The sequence below is a fragment of the Nioella ostreopsis genome (assembly GCF_004000255.1).
GTDB lineage: Bacteria > Pseudomonadota > Alphaproteobacteria > Rhodobacterales > Rhodobacteraceae > Nioella > Nioella ostreopsis.
This window is the reverse complement of record NZ_RCIQ01000001.1, coordinates 338,616-354,575: the sequence shown is the minus strand read 5'-3', so window position 1 is coordinate 354,575 and position 15,960 is coordinate 338,616. Positions and strand designations below refer to the sequence as shown.

The 15,960-nt window shown below is 64.3% G+C and carries 17 protein-coding genes; 7 read left to right on the top strand and 10 right to left on the bottom strand.

Translation table 11 applies throughout. The features are described from left to right. Positions 1–95: 95 nt before the first annotated feature. Positions 96–515: a hypothetical protein gene (locus tag EP237_RS01805; RefSeq protein ID WP_127557469.1), complete on the top strand. Its 420-nt coding sequence runs from the start codon at positions 96–98 to the stop codon at positions 513–515. 65 nt (positions 516–580) lie between these two features. Here EP237_RS01805 and hppD read toward each other — a convergent pair whose 3' ends face one another. Then, positions 581–1,693 (bottom strand): 4-hydroxyphenylpyruvate dioxygenase, encoded by a 1,113-nt coding sequence (gene hppD / locus EP237_RS01800; protein ID WP_127557467.1) that lies wholly within the window; start codon positions 1,691–1,693, stop codon positions 581–583. Between the two features lie 141 nt (positions 1,694–1,834). Between hppD and EP237_RS01795 the strand changes: the two genes are divergently transcribed. Together EP237_RS01795 and EP237_RS01790 are read left to right on the top strand one after the other, a co-directional pair. Beyond that, on the top strand, positions 1,835–2,290 hold the full coding sequence (locus EP237_RS01795) for an Lrp/AsnC family transcriptional regulator (RefSeq protein ID WP_127557804.1): 456 nt from the start codon (positions 1,835–1,837) through the stop codon (positions 2,288–2,290). A 71-nt stretch (positions 2,291–2,361) separates the two neighbouring features. Continuing rightward, the gene (locus tag EP237_RS01790; RefSeq protein ID WP_127557465.1) at positions 2,362–4,272 is read left to right on the top strand and encodes a cation:proton antiporter domain-containing protein; all 1,911 of its coding nucleotides are present in this window, start codon (positions 2,362–2,364) and stop codon (positions 4,270–4,272) included. Here the strand turns inward: EP237_RS01790 and cobT are convergent. Next, entirely contained in the window at positions 4,269–5,285 is a 1,017-nt protein-coding gene (gene cobT, locus EP237_RS01785; protein ID WP_127557802.1) for a nicotinate-nucleotide--dimethylbenzimidazole phosphoribosyltransferase, read from the bottom strand. The genes EP237_RS01790 and cobT overlap by 4 nt on opposite strands. An 89-nt stretch (positions 5,286–5,374) precedes the next feature. Between cobT and cobS the strand changes: the two genes are divergently transcribed. Beyond that, positions 5,375–6,130 (top strand): adenosylcobinamide-GDP ribazoletransferase, encoded by a 756-nt coding sequence (cobS, locus tag EP237_RS01780; protein WP_127557463.1) that lies wholly within the window; start codon positions 5,375–5,377, stop codon positions 6,128–6,130. 143 nt (positions 6,131–6,273) lie between these two features. Here the strand turns inward: cobS and EP237_RS01775 are convergent, their stop codons facing one another. The 5 genes from EP237_RS01775 to EP237_RS01755 all read right to left on the bottom strand — a co-directional run bounded on the left by EP237_RS01775 (position 6,274) and on the right by EP237_RS01755 (position 11,246). Next, positions 6,274–6,786 carry a CarD family transcriptional regulator gene (locus tag EP237_RS01775; RefSeq protein ID WP_071688650.1) on the bottom strand — a complete coding sequence of 171 codons (513 nt, stop codon included), beginning with the start codon at positions 6,784–6,786 and terminating at the stop codon, positions 6,274–6,276. 281 nt (positions 6,787–7,067) lie between these two features. Further along, on the bottom strand, positions 7,068–7,403 hold the full coding sequence (fdxA, locus tag EP237_RS01770) for a ferredoxin FdxA (RefSeq protein WP_117297297.1): 336 nt from the start codon (positions 7,401–7,403) through the stop codon (positions 7,068–7,070). A gap of 49 nt (positions 7,404–7,452) precedes the next feature. Beyond that, complete coding sequence (locus EP237_RS01765; RefSeq protein WP_127557461.1) at positions 7,453–7,830, bottom strand: RNA-binding S4 domain-containing protein; 378 nt, start codon at positions 7,828–7,830, stop codon at positions 7,453–7,455. Next, positions 7,827–10,655 (bottom strand): helicase-related protein, encoded by a 2,829-nt coding sequence (locus EP237_RS01760; RefSeq protein WP_127557459.1) that lies wholly within the window; start codon positions 10,653–10,655, stop codon positions 7,827–7,829. Before EP237_RS01760 ends, EP237_RS01765 begins: the two co-directional genes overlap by 4 nt. A 39-nt stretch (positions 10,656–10,694) precedes the next feature. After that, on the bottom strand, positions 10,695–11,246 hold the full coding sequence (locus EP237_RS01755; protein ID WP_240661444.1) for a tetratricopeptide repeat protein: 552 nt from the start codon (positions 11,244–11,246) through the stop codon (positions 10,695–10,697). Between the two features lie 85 nt (positions 11,247–11,331). On the opposite strand from EP237_RS01755, the gene EP237_RS01750 reads away from it, so the two are divergent. Further along, positions 11,332–11,625, top strand: a complete 294-nt coding sequence (locus tag EP237_RS01750) for an SCP2 sterol-binding domain-containing protein (protein WP_071688654.1) — start codon at positions 11,332–11,334, stop codon at positions 11,623–11,625. A gap of 6 nt (positions 11,626–11,631) precedes the next feature. Continuing rightward, positions 11,632–12,576, top strand: coding sequence for an alpha/beta hydrolase (locus tag EP237_RS01745; protein ID WP_127557457.1), 945 nt, complete (start codon positions 11,632–11,634; stop codon positions 12,574–12,576). A 102-nt stretch (positions 12,577–12,678) separates the two neighbouring features. Here EP237_RS01745 and EP237_RS01740 read toward each other — a convergent pair whose 3' ends face one another. The 3 genes from EP237_RS01740 to EP237_RS01730 all read right to left on the bottom strand — a co-directional run bounded on the left by EP237_RS01740 (position 12,679) and on the right by EP237_RS01730 (position 15,241). Continuing rightward, positions 12,679–13,371: an ABC transporter ATP-binding protein gene (locus EP237_RS01740; RefSeq protein WP_127557455.1), complete on the bottom strand. Its 693-nt coding sequence runs from the start codon at positions 13,369–13,371 to the stop codon at positions 12,679–12,681. Then, positions 13,364–14,650, bottom strand: a complete 1,287-nt coding sequence (locus EP237_RS01735; protein WP_127557453.1) for a lipoprotein-releasing ABC transporter permease subunit — start codon at positions 14,648–14,650, stop codon at positions 13,364–13,366. Before EP237_RS01735 ends, EP237_RS01740 begins: the two co-directional genes overlap by 8 nt. 96 nt (positions 14,651–14,746) lie before the next feature. Continuing rightward, on the bottom strand, positions 14,747–15,241 hold the full coding sequence (locus EP237_RS01730) for a DUF2937 family protein (protein WP_127557451.1): 495 nt from the start codon (positions 15,239–15,241) through the stop codon (positions 14,747–14,749). 183 nt (positions 15,242–15,424) lie between these two features. Here EP237_RS01730 and EP237_RS01725 point away from each other — a divergent pair, with 183 nt between their 5' ends. Beyond that, positions 15,425–15,817: a hypothetical protein gene (locus EP237_RS01725; RefSeq protein WP_127557449.1), complete on the top strand. Its 393-nt coding sequence runs from the start codon at positions 15,425–15,427 to the stop codon at positions 15,815–15,817. The last annotated feature ends 143 nt before the right edge of the window (positions 15,818–15,960 follow it).

Here is a 15,960-nt window from a genome sequence, read left to right as displayed (position 1 = left end):
ATCGCAAATGGAATTTGGCTGCAGAGTTTCCGATTTGACCCCGGAGACGGTATGGCCCAAGGTTCCCCTCCATAGATTGCATGAAGGGGGACGTCATGCTGATCGCACTCAAGATCATTCACATGTTCAGCCTGTTCGCAGGCGGCGCCGCGAGCATCGGCAACGGGCTGCTTCTGAAAAAGGTCATCGCCTCTGGCGGGCCTCCGCCGCCGATGGTGGCCCAGACCATGGGCGTGATCGGCAAGATCGGCTTTGGCGCGGTCATCCTTCTGTGGCTCTCGGGTCTTGGCATGACCCTTGGCCGCCATGACATCGCGGCGCTGGACTGGACCTTCTGGGTCAAGATGGTCGGGGCCACGGCGGTTCTTGTTCCCGTCACGATGATGACGGCCATTGCCCTGAAGGCCGAGAAAACCGGCACGCGACCCGACCTGAAGCGCATGAAAACCCTTGGCTCCATTGGACGCGGCGGCGTGGCCATCGCGATCATCTTCGGGGTGCTCGCCTTCAACTGACGAAAAACCCCCGCCCGGATCGCCGGACGGGGGCCCCTCCCCTGGTCTTAGACGCGTGGCCCTGATCAGGCCGCGTCACCCTTTTCTTCGTCGGTGAACAAACCGCGTTCGATCTGCTCGGCCTCGATCGACTCGAAGAGCGCCTTGAAGTTGCCCTCGCCGAACCCGTCATCGCCCTTGCGCTGGATGAATTCGAAGAAGATCGGCCCGATCACGGTCTTGGAGAAAATCTGCAGCAGGATCTTGGTCTCCCCCCCATCGACCACGCCTTCGCCGTCGATCAGGATGCCGTGCTTCATCATCTTCTCTTTCGGCTCGTCATGGCCTTTGACCCGGTCATAGGACAGGTCGTAATAGGCCTCGTTCGGGCCGGGCATGAACTTGATACCGGCGTTCGAGATTAGGTCGGTCGAGGCATAGATATTCTCGGTGCCCACGGCGATATGCTGAATGCCCTCGCCCTTGTAGCGCTTGAGATATTCGACAATCTGACCCTTCTCACCCCGGTCCTCGTTGATCGGAATGCGGATGCGCCCGCACGGGGATGTCAGCGCGCGCGACAAAAGCCCGGTGAATTTGCCCTCGATATCGAAGAAACGGATTTCCTTGAAGTTGAACAGGTCGCCGTAAAACCGGAACCACGTGTCCATATTGCCCTTGTGGACATTGTGGGTCAGGTGATCGAGGTAGTAGAAGCCCGCGCCCTGCGGATGGGCGCTGCTGATCCAGTCAAACTCCTCGTTATAGGGCGAGGCGTCGAAATACCGGTCGGTGAAATAGATCAGGCTGCCGCCGATCCCCTTGATCGCGGGCCAGTCGAGCGTCTTGTCGTCGCCCTCATAGGCTTCCGCGCCCTTGGAAATCGCGTGCTCATAGGCGTGCTGAGCATTCACGACGCGCCAGGCCATCGCGGGCGCGCAGGGGCCATGCTCCTCGACGAACTTGGCGGCAAAGCTGCCCGGCTCGGCGTTCAGGATGTAAGAGATATCGCCCTGCTGCCACAGCTCAACCGCCTTGGTCTTGTGATTTGCGGTGTGCACGAACCCCATCTTGGCGAAGAGATCGCGAAGCTGTTGCGGATCGGGATGGGCGAATTCAACGAATTCGAACCCGTCGGTTCCGGCGGGGTTCTCTGCGGTAATGGTGGCGCGGGGGGCGTCATGCGGGAACGGGCCCATGGGCGTTTCCTCCTGTCTGGTGTTCGCTTGGGCAGAGTTTACCGCATGTGATCCACATAAAACGCGCGAAGATCATGGGTATTGCTGAGATTTCCACGATACATTAGCATTGGAATGCATATTCACGCGGATTTCACGCATATGATCGACGAGACCGACCGCCGCCTGTTGAAAGCGATTCAGCGCAATGCGGGCCTGACCGCACAGGAACTGGGAGAGCAGTTGAACCTATCCGCCAGTCAGGCGGGCCGCCGCCGCCAGCGGCTGGAACAGGCAGGCATCGTCACCGGCTCCCGCGCCGTGGTCTCGCCCGAGGCGCTCGGGCTGCATGTTCAGGCGTTCGTACAGGTCCAGATGGCCACCCATGACCCCGCTCAGGTCCGCGCCTTCACTCGCATTATCGACACGCGGCCCGAGATCATCTCGGCCTGGACCCTGACGGGCGAGGCCGACTACCTGCTGCGGGTCTATTGCACCGATCTGGGCGCGCTGCACCGGCTGATTCACGAGGTCATCCTGCCCACGCCCGCCGTCGCACGGGTGCAAAGCCAGATCGTCATGGATCAGCAGAAGCCGGACGCGCCCCTGCCCACCTGACAGCCTGTCCTGTTGCCAAACCGCCGCAGACCCGCGATGCTGCACCTGCAAACGCAACAGGACACCAGATCATGGATTCCATCCTCTTCGAGGCCACGCTCTACCTCGCCGCGATGGTGATCGCGGTGCCGCTTTCGGTGCGGCTCGGGCTTGGGTCCGTGTTGGGCTATCTCATCGCGGGCATCGCACTGGCCCCGATCCTCTATCAGGTGGGGGCCGATCCGCACGGGTTGCAGCACGTGGCGGAGTTCGGTGTCGTCATGATGCTGTTCCTGATCGGGCTGGAACTGAACCCCAAGGGCCTGTGGGAAATGCGCGACAAGCTGGTGGGGCTTGGCGGCGCGCAGATCGGTCTCTCTACGGCGGTTCTGGGGGGCGGTGCCTTTATCCTCGGCCTGCCCTGGCAACAGGCGCTGGCCGTGGGTCTGATCTTTGCGCTCTCATCGACCGCGATCGTCCTGCAAACCCTGACCGAAAAGAAACTGCTGCGCACGGGTGGCGGGCGATCCGCCTTTTCCGTCCTGCTGACGCAGGACATCGCCGTCATCCCCATGCTGGCGCTCTTGCCGCTGCTGGCCACCATACCTGCCGCCCAGTTTTCCCCCGATGGCTCGATCCAGCGCCCCGGCATGGAAGCCGCCGCCGAGACAGGTCTGTCGCTGGTCGAGGGTCTGCCCGCCTGGGGCGTGACGCTGACCACCATCGCCGCCGTCGCTGCCGTCATCGTGGGCGGGCGCTTCCTGACCCGGCCGCTGTTTCAGTTCATCCACATGGCGCGGCTGCGCGAGATGTATACCGCCGTCGCACTGGTCATCGTCGTGGGCATCGCCTTCCTGATGGTTCTGGTGGGCCTCTCCCCCGCGCTCGGGGCCTTCATCGCGGGCGTGGTGCTGGCCAATTCCGAGTTCAAGCATGAACTGGAGGCCAATATCGAGCCCTTCAAGGGCCTGCTTCTGGGGCTGTTCTTCATCACCGTAGGCGCAGGAATCCACTTTGATGTGCTGTGGTCGAATCTGTTCACGATCATTGGCCTGACGCTGGCGGTGATGATCTCCAAGGGGCTCATCCTCTACGGGATCGGCCTTGCCGCCGGGCTGCGCGGGCGCGACCAGTGGCTGTTCACGCTCAGCCTTGCGCAGGCGGGCGAGTTTGGCTTCGTGCTGATTTCCTACGCGGTGGCCAGCCACGTTCTGCCCAATCACATCTCTGAAATCCTCCTGCTGGTCGTCGCCCTGTCGATGCTGCTGACGCCGCTGTTCTTCATCCTCTATGAAGTGCTGTCCAAACTGGTCAAGGACACGGTCGAAGATAGCCCCGATGCCGATGAGATCGACAACCCCGAAAGCATCATCATCGCGGGGACAGGTCGCTTCGGTCAGGTCGTGAACCGGATGCTGCAATTGTCTGGCTTCAAGACCGTGGTTCTGGACGCGGACCTGTCAACGATCCAGCTTTTGCGCCGCTTCGGCATTCATGGCTATTTCGGCGACCCGACCCGGCCCGAGCTGCTGCATGCGGCAGGGCTCGACCATGCCAAGGTGCTGGTGGTGGCCATGGACGGCAAGGAGGAAGTGCTGAAACTGGTGCGCTACGCCCGACGCCGCCGCCCCGACATCCACATCGTGGCCCGCGCCTATGACCGGGTGCATACCTACGAACTGTATCAGGCAGGCGCGAACGACATCGTGCGGGAAATGTTCGACAGCTCGCTGCGCGCCGGGCGCTACGTGCTGGAAAACATGGGGCTGTCCGAATACGAGGCGCATGAGATGGAGATGGCCTTCTACCGCCACGACCGCCACGTGCTGCGCGAACTGGCAGAGCTGTGGCAGCCCGGCATCCCCCTGGCCGAGAATGACGCCTATGTGGCCCGCTCGCGCGAGTTGAACGCCAATCTGGAAACCGCCATCGCCACGCATCTGGACGAGGCCGAGCTGCCGGAGCCGGTGGAAGACGAAGAGTCCTCTCGGGACGGCGTTTAGCCGTCCGACACACCGGCCTCTGCAAAAGTCGCCATCCCCGAATGGCAGGCAATCGCACCTTTCAGCACGTTGATCGCCAGCGCCGCGCCGGATCCTTCGCCAAGCCGCATGTTGAGCGCCAAGAGCGGCTCTTTGCCAAGGCGTTTGAGCACAGCGCCGTGGGCGGTTTCCGCCGACAGATGCCCCGCCACCGCGTGATCCAGCGCGCCCGGCACGGCCTGTTCCAGCGTGGCTGCCGCCGCCGTGCAGATGAACCCGTCCAGAATGACCGGAATGCGCAAGACCCGAGCCCGCGCAATCGCGCCCGCCATCGCCGCAAGCTCCCGCCCGCCAAGGCAGCGCAGCGCCTCCAGCGCGTCCTCACCCGCCTGCGGGTTCGCCGCCAGCCCCTCAGCCACGACCTGCGCCTTCAGCGCCAGGCCCGCGTCATCGACGCCCGTGCCCCGGCCCGTCCAATCGGCGGCCTCCCCGCCAAAGAGCGCCAGCGCAATGGCGGCGGCGGAGGTGGTGTTGCCAATGCCCATCTCGCCGGTGACCAGCAGATCGGCCTTGGGATCGACCGCATTCCAGCCGGTCGCCAGCGCCGCCACGACCTCCGCCTCGCTCATGGCCGGACCGGCTGAGAAATCCGCCGTGGGCCGGTCCAGATCCAGCGCGTGCACCTGCATGGACGCCCCCGCCGCCTTCGACAGCTGATTGATCGCGGCACCACCCGCCTCGAAATTGGCAACCATCTGCACCGTGACCTCCGCCGGAAAGGCCGAGACACCGCGCGCCGTCACCCCATGGTTGCCCGCGAAGACCAGCACCTGCGGGGCATTGAGCGACGGCCGCGCATCACCGCGCCAGCCCGCATACCAGATCGCCAGATCTTCCAGCCGCCCAAGCGCGCCGGGCGGCTTGGTCAGCTGCCCATTGCGCTCCTCTGCGCCTGAAATGGCGGCGCTGTCCGGGCCGGGGGCCTCGGCCAGAAAGGCGCGGAATTCGGCAAGGCTGGTGAAGGGCGTGGTCATCGGCGTCGGTCTCTCTGTCATTGCCAAAGGGGCGTTTGGGCGGATATGCCGGATTGTCCATTGGAATGCGACCGAAAGGATCCGGGATCATGGCCCCGCGCGACATTCTGCAACAGATTACCGGCGATCTGCGCCTGGCCCTCGGGCTGCTGACCCGCCTGCCCCTGCCGGGCGAGCCGGATATGACCCGAGGCGCGGCGGCGGCCTGGGCCTGGCCTCTGGCGGGGCTGACCCCCGCGCTGCTGGCCGGGCTGGCCATCTGGCTGTCTTCTGGGCTCGGGGCCGGGCTCTCTGCGGCTCTGGCCCTTGCGGTCATGGCGATGGTCACCGGCGCGATGCATGAGGACGGTCTGGCAGACACCGCCGACGGGCTCTGGGGGGGCTGGACGGTGGAGCGACGGCTGGAGATCATGAAGGACAGCCATATCGGCACTTACGGGGTGCTGGCGCTGATCCTGTCGGTGCTGGCGCGCTGGTCGCTGCTGGCTGGTCTGATTGCGGCGGGCCACGCTCTCCCGGCGCTGATGACAGCCGCGATGCTGTCGCGGGTTCCCATGGTGGCCCTGATGGCCTGGATGCCACCCGCCCGCGAGGGCGGATTGTCTCGGGCGGTGGGACGGCCTTCGATGGAGGCCGCCGCGATCGGCGCAGGCGTGGCGCTGGTGCTGGCGATCGTCCTGACCGGGGGGGCTGCAATATGGGCGGCGCTGCTGGTTGCGACTGTGGCCATCGCGCTCGGGCTGCTGGCGCGGACCAAGATCGGCGGGCAGACCGGCGATATTCTGGGCGCGAGCCAACAGCTTGCCGAAATCGCGGCGCTTGCCATTCTGGCCACCGCGCTTTGAGCCGGGTGACAAGGCGCTTGCAAGCGCCTTAGGGGAAGCGGTTTCGAAACCGCTTTCAAGGGCCTTCGAAGGCCCTTCCCCGCCAAGAAAAAACCCCGCCGCAAAAATGCAACGGGGTCATTCTGTTCAACCGAAGGAACGGATCAGGCCGCGCGGGCGGTCAGCACCTCGTCGACGCGTTTCTGCGCCCCGGCCTCGTCCATGCCGTTCACGGCAGCCAATTCGCGGGTCAGACGCTCCAGCGCCGCCTCATAGAGCTGACGCTCGGAATAGGACTGTTCCCGCTGGTCATCGGCGCGGTGCAGGTCGCGGACCACCTCGGCGATCGAAATCAGGTCGCCCGAATTGATCTTCTGTTCATATTCCTGCGCCCGGCGCGACCACATGGCGCGCTTCACCCGGGCCTTGCCCTTGAGCGTATCCATGGCCTTCTTCACCACATCGGGGCTGGACAGCGAGCGCATCCCGACCTCGGTGGCCTTCGCCGTTGGCACCCGCAGGGTCATCTTGTCCTTCTCGAAGGAAATCACGAAAAGTTCGAGCGACAGCCCGGCGATTTCCTGTTCCTCGATGGACACGATTTGCCCGACCCCATGCGCGGGGTAGACGACATAGTCGTTCGGGCGAAAGTCCTGCGATTTGCGCGATTTGCTCATATGGTTTTCCTTTTACGGCCCGGTCACGGGCGACAAAAACACCGCGAGGAAAGCGGGACTTTCCACTACGGGCTGTCATTCTTTGATTTCATGCGCGGTGTGGCACGACCGCGGCTTGTGCGTTCACGAGACATCCTTTGTAACAGGAATATAGCACAAAAAATGGCCATTTCAAAGATTCGCAATGCAACTATCGCCAAAAGCCCTGTTTTCACAGGGTTTTGCCGCAGTGCAACATGACTTTCGGCACCAGCATAACTGCCAGCGCCGGGGCGAATCGGTCAGCCGCCCTCGCCCGGGGCTTCCGACAGGTACGGCAGCTTGCCATCCTTGCCGTCAAACTCCTCTGCCGTCGGCAGCGGATCCTTCTTCGAAACAATGACCGGCCACATCTCGGAATATTTCCGGTTCAGCTCCACCCATTTTTCCATGTCCGGCTCGGTATCGGGCCGAATCGCGTCCGCCGGGCATTCCGGTTCGCAGACGCCGCAATCGATGCATTCATCGGGATGAATGACGAGGAAGTTCTCCCCCTCGTAGAAGCAATCCACCGGGCATACCTCGACGCAGTCGGTGTATTTGCAGTTGATGCAGTTTTCGATCACGGCATAGGTCATGGCAGTTCCGTTCAACAACTCTTGGGCCGGTTTAATCCGGGCACGGGCATCATTCAAGCGGGCTGCGTCGTAAAGAACCAAGCGCCCGGCGATCCTTGCCCGAGGGCCGCCCCTTTCCCTCGTATGACGGGTTTTGCGGGACGGTTTCCTTGACCGGTGTCAAATCGTCGTAAAGCTGTTGCGCCTCCGGTGCCGGTCCACGCCGCTCGCCAATGGCGACAACGCGCACCACCCGCACGTCACGCCCCTGTGCGAAGGTCAGGACATCGCCGGGGCCGACCGTTGCGGCGGGCTTGTGAACCTTCTGGGCATTCACCCGCACATGGCCGCCCGCAACGATGCGCGCGGCCAGAGTGCGGGTCTTGAAGAACCGCGCGTGCCACAGCCATTTATCGAGCCGCAGCCGGGAGGGCGCCTCCTCGGTCAGGAGTTGCCCTTCAGCCCCGCCAGCGCCTGCGCGAACGGGTTGTCGGGGTCGATCTTCTTCTCGCGCCGCTCGGGCTTGGCCGAGTAACTCTTGGGTTTCTCGTTGCGCGGCCCTTTCGGCCCGCCCTTGCCCTGCGGCTTGCCCTTGCCACGCGGCTTGCCGCCCGGTTTGGCTCCGTCCCGGCGTGGTCCGCCTTGCGGACCGGACCGGCGGCGCGGGGCCCAGGTGAAGGTGTAGAAGGTCTCGATCTCCGGCTCTGCCGCCTCGGCGCTGCCCTCATCGGGCAGTTCAACGGGCGCGTCCGCCGGGGTTTCGACCGGCGCTTCGACCGGCGCTTCCACGGGCGTTTCTGCCGGGGTTTCGGAGGGCGTCTCCGGGGCCTCAGTCGGCGCGTCGCCCGGCACTTCGGCGGGGGCCTCAGGTTCACCACCGGCTGCGGGGGCAGCTTTCACCTTGGGGCGCTCACCTTTCTCGGCGGCATAGCCCAGTCCGCCCATCAGATCGGCGAACTGATCGAGCGTCATGCCGGTGATCGACAGCATATCGGCGGTGGCTTCGAACCCGCCCCGGCTGTCCTGCTGGCGCAGCATGTCGGCCAGACGTTCCAGCATGTCGATGCGAATCGCACGGGCCCCGGCCAGGCGATAGCCGGAATTGGTGTAATATTCGCGCGGGGCGCCTTCGACGGCGGGGATCGTCACCAGACCCGGCGGCGGGCTTTCGTGAAACTCCGCGTGGTCGCTGGCCAGCCCCCACAGCACCAGACGCAGCCGCGTCGGCGCGGGTTTCAGCAAGAGTTGCTGGAAAATCGTGAACTGACCGAAGCGCACGCCATGCTTGCGCAACAGGCCACGCGCCTCCTGGTCCAACGATTTCACATCGTCGGCGACCTCTGCACGCGGCAGAATGCCAAGCGCTTCGACCAGACGGAAGGCAAAGCCCCGCGCCAGACCGGTGATCGCCTCGTCGCGCGACATCGCCAGCAACGGCTCGAACAGGGTCGCCACCTTGCGGTCGATGAAATGCTGCAACCGGCGCTGCACTTTCTGCATCACCTCGGGGCCCGCTTCCTCATCCACGAAGGCTTCCGCGACGGGCTTCAGAGGCTCAGACCCCTTCACCAGCTTGCCGATCGCCTGGTCACCCCACATCAGGCCACCCTGTTCGGTAAAGTCGAACTCCGTGTCGGGGGCGTTGTAGAACCGGTCGGCGCGCAGGTGGAATTCGGGCCGCAAAGCCGCAACCGCAGCCTGGCGCAGCGTCTTTGCCTCATCCGGGGTTGCGCTGGCATCCTGCCGGAAGCGGAACCCTTCCAGACGGCCGACGAATTCGCCCTCAACCGTCACTTCACCCTTGTCATTCACGTCGGCCACAAGGCCCTCCTTCTGCTTCAACCGGCGCAGCAATACGCTGGTGCGCCGGTCAACAAATCTTTGGGTCAAACGCTCGTGCAAAGCATCTGACAGGCGGTCTTCTACGGCACGCGTGGCCCCGCGCCAATGGCTTTCGTCATCAACCCAACCGGAACGTTGCGCCACATAGGTCCATGTGCGGATATAGGCCAATCGTTTCGATAGCGTGTCAATATCGCCATCTGTCCGGTCCAGCCGCTTGACCTGACGGGCCATCCAGTCATCGGGCACCCGGCCCACCCCGTGCAGAAACTCGTAGATTCGCGCCAGCAGGGTCGCATGTTCGGCGTGGCTGATGCCCCGAAAATCGGGGACGCAGCAGATATCCCAGAGCAGGCGCACGTCCTTGGGGCCGCTGATCCGGTCGGCCATTTCCGGCATCGCCGCGATGGTCTTGAGCGCGCGGATATCGTCGGCCTCGCGCGCGCGGGTCAGCCATTCGTCCACTGCCGGGGCTTCCAGCGAGGCAATCAGCCGGTCCACGGTGCCGAACGCCATCTGTGCATTGCGCCAGAAGAGTTTGCCCACGGGCCGAAAGCTGTGATTGGTGATCGCCTGCACCACCTCGTCGTCCAGCGGGCTGGCCTCGCCCGTCACCCCAAAGGTCCCCGGCTGCGTATGCCGCCCGGCGCGGCCCGCGATCTGGGCCAGCTCATTGGGCGCCAGCATCCGCATCTTGCGCCCGTCGAACTTGCGTAGGCCCGAAAACGCCACATGCCGGATATCGAGATTCAATCCCATCCCGATGGCATCCGTAGCAACGAGGTAATCCACATCGCCGTTCTGGTAGAGCTCCACCTGCGCGTTTCGCGTGCGTGGGCTAAGCGCGCCCATCACCACGGCGGCCCCGCCCCGCTGTCGGCGCAGCAATTCAGCAATCGCATAGACATTCTCGACCGAGAATCCCACGATCGCCGCCCGCGTCACCATCCGGCTGATCTTCTTCGACCCGGTATAGGTCAGCTCTGAGAACCGCTCGCGCCGCATGAACTGCACGCCCGGCACCAAGGCCGCAATCGCGCTGCGCATGGTGTCGGAGCCCAAAAACAGCGTCTCATGCAGCCCCCGCGCGTGCAGCAGGCGGTCGGTGAAGACATGCCCCCGCTCGGGGTCCGCACAAAGCTGGATCTCATCCACCGCCAGAAAATCGCAGCCCATGCCCGTGGGCATCGCCTCGACCGTGCAGACCCAGTACTGGGCGCTGTCCGGCACGATCCGTTCCTCGCCGGTGATCAGCGCCACCACGCGCGGCCCGCGCAGCGAAACGATCCGGTCATAGACCTCGCGCGCCAGCAGACGCAACGGCAGGCCGATCACCCCCGTGCGATGCGCCAGCATCCGCTCGATGGCATAATGGGTCTTGCCGGTATTGGTCGGCCCGAGAACGGCCGTGATGCGCCCCTGGCGTTGCATGGTTCTGCTCTGTCGCCCTTCGTTCGGGATCGCTTGCCTTTACAGGGCGGTGCCCTCGATCGCCCGTTCCAGCCGGGCTATGGCACCATGTAGGTCGGTGCGGTGCGGATGTATAGCAAAGGCGGCACGATAAGCGGCAAGTGCGGCCTCATCGTCACCCACCTCTTCCAGAATCGCCCCGATTCCGGCCAGCGCCCCGTAGTGGCGTGGCTCCAGCACCAGAACATGGCGCAGGTCGTCCAGCGCCGGCCCGATCAGCCCGGCAAGGAAATAGGCAATCGCGCGGCTGTTATAGCCCTCCGCGAACTCCGGCGCATGGTCGGTCAGGGCGGTCAGATGGTCAATCGCCGCCTCGAAATCCTGTTCCTCCAGCGCGTCCTGACCGCGCCGCAGCAGCAGATCGGCAGAGGCCGACCCCGACAGGCTCAACTGGATCTCGATATCGCGTTCCACCGTTTCCCAGTTCGTCGTTCCGGGGTCGGCCAGTTGCCGGAACAGCTCGTCCAGCTGATCGGCATGCGCCTCCACCGGCAGCAGCCACAGACACAAGGCAATGGCTGCCGTCACGACACTGTTGTATGTTGAACGCATATTCCGCATGGTCATTCCCGAACTTAGCATCTGGGGCCGGTCATTCCAGTGATTTCCGGCCTGAAACTGACGAAGGACGCATCACATGAGCGAGATCATCACAGCAGCCGTGGCCGCACTTTCCGAAAAACTGTCGGGCGGCTTTGACGGGACCGCGAAATTCTCCATCGACGGCGAAGGCGCGATCATGGTCGACGGCAGCGGCGTGCGCGCCGCCGATGACAGTGACGAGGCCGACGTGACCCTCTCTGCCGACGCCGACACGTTCCAGGAAATCCTGTCGGGCGAGTTGAACCCCACCTCCGCCTTCATGGGCGGACGCCTGCGCCTTGACGGCGATATGGGCACCGCCATGCGTCTGGGTGGCCTTCTGGGATAAGCGACAATGGAACCGGCCCCGTTTCTTCAGGATATCGCGGAAGGGCCCGAGGGGGCCAAGGCCCACTGGCTGCGCGCCAGGGACGGCACGCGCCTGCGCGTGGGCGTCTGGCCTGCGGGGCCCAAGGGCACCATCCTGATGTTTCCGGGCCGGACCGAGTATATCGAAAAATACGGCCGCCTCGCCGGCGAGCTTGCGGATCACGGCTATGGCATGCTGGCGATGGACTGGCGCGGTCAAGGCCTGTCCGACCGTCCCGCGCATCGCCGCGACATGGGCCATGTGGTCAGCTTCGATGAATACCGCGAAGACGTGGACGCCCTGCGCGCCGTTCTCGACCAGCTCGACCTGCCGAAACCCTGGTTCCTTCTGGGCCATTCCATGGGCGGCGCGATCGGTCTGCGGGCGATCTATGACGGGCTGCCAGTGTCGGGCGTGATCTTTTCCTCGCCGATGTGGGGCATCCGCATGTCGGGCTTCCTCAAGGCGATTTCCGGCGTGGTCATGGGCCTGTCGAAACCGCTCGGGCTGGACAAGAACTTTGCCCCCACCACCGGCCCTGCCGCCGCGATGGAATACAACGACAACCCGCTGACCAATGACCGGGACATGTTCAACTACATGGAAGGCCAGGTCGCCCAACACCCGGAACTGGCGCTCGGCGGCCCCTCGATCCGGTGGGTCAATGCGGCGCTGGAAGAAACCGCCGCGCTGATGGAGATGGACCCGCCCGATCTGCCGATGCTGGTCTTTCTGGGCACCGATGAACGCATCGTCGAGACACCCGCCATCCACACCCGCGCCGCAAGCTGGCCGGGCAGCCGGTTGCAGCAGATCGACGGTGGCCGGCACGAGATCCTGATGGAGGGCGACGCCATGCGCGGCCCGGTGGTGAAGATGATCGCCGACTGGTGCGCCGAAGTGCTGACCGTCAAACGCAAGACCGGCTAAGCCGTCTGCCCGCACAGAAACCAGTGCCTGTATCTGCCATCTGTCTGCACGCCCGGTGTACGGGGGGTGTACAGGGGGTGTACGCATGGCACCCCCCTGTTTTCAGCCCTCGGGCTGCGCCACCAGCACCCCGTCCTGCAGGTGCAGAACCCGATCCATCCGGGCGGCAAGCTCCAGGTTATGGGTGGCAATCAGCGCCCCCATCCCGGTTTCTCTGACCAGCGTCAAAAGGGCGTCGAAGACCACGTCGGCGGTGCCGGGGTCGAGGTTTCCCGTCGGCTCATCTGCAAGCAAAATCAATGGCTTGTTTGCCAGAGCCCGACAGAAGGCCACCCGCTGCTGTTCCCCGCCAGACAGCGCCGCGGGCCGGTGATCGGCGCGGTTTTCCAGACCCACGCGGGCAAGCAGTTCCGCCGCCCGCGCCTCGGCCTCTGTGCGGGGAACCCCATTGGCCAGCTGTGGCAGAATGACGTTTTCTGCAGCGGTGAACTCCGGCAACAGATGGTGAAATTGATAAATGAATCCAACATCTTGCCGCCGCGTCGCCGTCCTCGCCCGGTCCCGCGCACGGGTCAGGTCATCCCCCCCGATCCGCACTGTTCCGGCATCCGCCGTATCGAGCAGCCCGGCAATATGCAGCAGCGTCGACTTCCCCGCACCGGAGGGTGCCACCAGCGCCACCACTTCGCCCGGCTGGATGGTTACGGATGCGCCCCGAAGCACCCGGATTTCCCCAGGTTTTCCAAGCTTGTAGCCCTTCTCGATCCCGTCGAGCACCAGCACCGGATCACTCATAGCGCAGCGCCTCCACCGGGTTCATCCGCGCCGCACGCCGGGCCGGGAAAATGGTGATCACGAACGAGAGCCCAAGCGACAGCGTCACCGCCGACATCACGTCGCCCAATTCCAGCCGCGCCGGTAGTGTCGAGAGGAACCGCACCGAAGGATCCCACACCCCGCCCCCAGCCATCCAGTTGACGGCGGCGAAGATGGGGTCGATCCAGATCGCGAAGGCACAGCCAAGGGTCACGCCCGCCAGTGTTCCAGCGACGCCGATGGAGGACCCGCAGATGAAGAAAACCCTTAGAATTGAGCCCTCTGACAGGCCCATGGTGCGCAGGATGCCAATGTCGCGGCTCTTGTTTTTCACCAGCATGATCAGGCCGGACACGATGTTCATCGTGGCGATCAGGACGAGGATCGAGAGGATGATGAACATCACGTTATCCTCCATCTGCAAGGCCCTCAGAAACGCGCCGGAACTGTCGCGCCAGGTCCAGATGATCACATCCGCCTCGGCGGCGCGGGTCAGGGGAATGACCATGTTCAGCACGCGATCCGGGTCGGCGACGCTGACCTCGATCTCATCGGCCACCCCGTCGCGGTTGAAATAGGTCTGGGCCTCATCAAACGGCATATAGACGCGAATGCGATCTATGTCGTAACGCCCAACCTGAAATATATAGGTTACTTCGTAGGCGCTGATCCTTGGGCTGGTGCCAAAGGCCGTGCGCGCGCCGTCAGGGGAAATCAGGCGGATGCGGTCACCCACGCTGACACCAAGCTCGCGCGCCACGCCGACGCCCAAGGCGACACCATAGGGGAAGTCGCTGAGCGCGCCATAGGCCAGTTCAGGGTTGGCGACCAGGGGCACCTCATCCAGATTTTCCGGCTTAATTCCAATAACTTCCACACCCGCATTGCGCCCGTTCGCGGTGGCCATGACCTGCCCGCGAATGACCGGAAACGCGCTGGTGACACCCTCCACCTCGCGCAGGCGCTCGGCGATGGCATCGTAATCGGACAGCACCCGCAGGCTGCGCCCACCCTCCACCTGCCGGCCCACGGGGATCACGCTGGCATGAGGGTTCGCGCCCAGAATGGTGCCGACGAATTCATGTCGGAACCCGGCGCGCACGGCGAGCGTGGCAATCAGCGCCATCACCGCCAGCATGATGCCCAGAAAGCTGATCCAGGTCATCACGCTGACCCCGCCTTCGGCGCGCTTGGCACGGATATAGCGCCAGGCGATCATGAATTCGAACCGGGCGAAGGGTTTGGGCGGGGTCGGCATGGCTGCTCCTGTCTTGCGCCGCTGATGGCTCGGGCGCTTGGGGCGCAGGTTAGCGCATGGCGCGGGCAGCGGAAACCGCCCATTCACATGCCCGTTTCACGTTTCAGCGACAGGCCGCCGCCGCATCACGCGCCCCGCCCCGGCCATGACAAGCGCCAGCAGGCCATAGCCCGCCAGAAACCCCACTCCGGCGAAGCCCGCGCCACTGGCGGTGAGTGGCAGGGCGGGGTGGAAATCCTCCAGTGCGCGGCGGCCGATTTCCGTGTCCAGCCGCGCGGGCAGAAGGAGGGCTCGCTCCACCGGTCCCGCCTCTCGCAACAAGGTCAGGTCAGAGGACAGCGCCTCATACCGGGTGATCGTGCGGGTCATGTCGGCATTGCGGGCGGCAAGGAAGGTTGACCCGGACAGTTCCGCCAACGCCTCGTCCCGCGTCAGACCGGCGGATTGGGCGGAGCGGTCGAAGTCTGCCACCACGACCGACAGCTCATCCACCGCGCCCGCCAGCCGCTGCACATAGTGCTGCGACGCCTCGGGGAACTGCGCCATCGCGCCCGCGCCCGCCAGTCCGGCGGCCAGTGCCAGTAGTCTCATGGGTCTGCCTGTTCTCTGCTTTTCAGCCAGCATAGCACAGGACAACCCCATCTGTTGAGGCCCCTGCCCGGCCCCGGCGAAACCCTGCCGCCCGCATATTGGGGGATCGACCTCATGCCGCAATGGGGCGCGTTCCGGCACAACTGGGTCATCGAAACACAGCAACCTTCAGGAGACACCAAGATGACCTTCAAGACCTTCACCAAAGCCGCCCTCGCCGCCGCTGCCTTCGCCGCCACCGCCACCACCGCCAGCGCCTGGGGCTTCGACATCTGCGAGGATGTCACCATGCGCCTCAACAACAATTCCGGTCAGGCAATCGAAATCTACGACCTCGACTACTACGATTTCGGCCAGAGCATCTGGCGGTCCGAGCCGCTGCCCGATCGCGTCATTCAGAACGGCGGCAGCTTCTCCTTCACCCGCAATCTGGAAGATGTGGAGAACGCCCAGACCATGCTGCGCTTCCGCTACCGCGCCACGAACAGCCAGGGCCGGTGGGAAAGCGGCTATGTCGCGCAGAGCAACACCTTCACCTGCCGCCACAACCGGTCCGTCACCGTCAGCGTTCGCTGAAGACCCCTCCTTCAGTCATGCACCGCGCCTTGGGAAACCGGGGCGCGGTTTTTCTTTGGCGTCAGAGGCTTGTGGCAGAATTCGCCGATCAAACGCGCATATTGGGGGATCGACCCCATGCCCCGCGCGGTCCCCATCCGGCA

Excerpts from the sequence above, each read along its gene's own strand:
- EP237_RS01805 (WP_127557469.1), top strand. The coding sequence starts at position 96 with ATGCTGATCGCACTCAAGATCATTCACATGTTCAGCCTGTTCGCAGGC.
- hppD (WP_127557467.1), bottom strand. The coding sequence starts at position 1,693 with ATGGGCCCGTTCCCGCATGACGCCCCCCGCGCCACCATTACCGCAGAG.
- EP237_RS01795 (WP_127557804.1), top strand. The coding sequence starts at position 1,835 with ATGATCGACGAGACCGACCGCCGCCTGTTGAAAGCGATTCAGCGCAAT.
- EP237_RS01790 (WP_127557465.1), top strand. The coding sequence starts at position 2,362 with ATGGATTCCATCCTCTTCGAGGCCACGCTCTACCTCGCCGCGATGGTG.
- cobT (WP_127557802.1), bottom strand. The coding sequence starts at position 5,285 with ATGACCACGCCCTTCACCAGCCTTGCCGAATTCCGCGCCTTTCTGGCC.
- cobS (WP_127557463.1), top strand. The coding sequence starts at position 5,375 with ATGGCCCCGCGCGACATTCTGCAACAGATTACCGGCGATCTGCGCCTG.
- EP237_RS01775 (WP_071688650.1), bottom strand. The coding sequence starts at position 6,786 with ATGAGCAAATCGCGCAAATCGCAGGACTTTCGCCCGAACGACTATGTC.
- fdxA (WP_117297297.1), bottom strand. The coding sequence starts at position 7,403 with ATGACCTATGCCGTGATCGAAAACTGCATCAACTGCAAATACACCGAC.
- EP237_RS01760 (WP_127557459.1), bottom strand. The coding sequence starts at position 10,655 with ATGCAACGCCAGGGGCGCATCACGGCCGTTCTCGGGCCGACCAATACC.
- EP237_RS01755 (WP_240661444.1), bottom strand. The coding sequence starts at position 11,246 with ATGCGTTCAACATACAACAGTGTCGTGACGGCAGCCATTGCCTTGTGT.
- EP237_RS01750 (WP_071688654.1), top strand. The coding sequence starts at position 11,332 with ATGAGCGAGATCATCACAGCAGCCGTGGCCGCACTTTCCGAAAAACTG.
- EP237_RS01745 (WP_127557457.1), top strand. The coding sequence starts at position 11,632 with ATGGAACCGGCCCCGTTTCTTCAGGATATCGCGGAAGGGCCCGAGGGG.
- EP237_RS01740 (WP_127557455.1), bottom strand. The coding sequence starts at position 13,371 with ATGAGTGATCCGGTGCTGGTGCTCGACGGGATCGAGAAGGGCTACAAG.
- EP237_RS01735 (WP_127557453.1), bottom strand. The coding sequence starts at position 14,650 with ATGCCGACCCCGCCCAAACCCTTCGCCCGGTTCGAATTCATGATCGCC.
- EP237_RS01730 (WP_127557451.1), bottom strand. The coding sequence starts at position 15,241 with ATGAGACTACTGGCACTGGCCGCCGGACTGGCGGGCGCGGGCGCGATG.
- EP237_RS01725 (WP_127557449.1), top strand. The coding sequence starts at position 15,425 with ATGACCTTCAAGACCTTCACCAAAGCCGCCCTCGCCGCCGCTGCCTTC.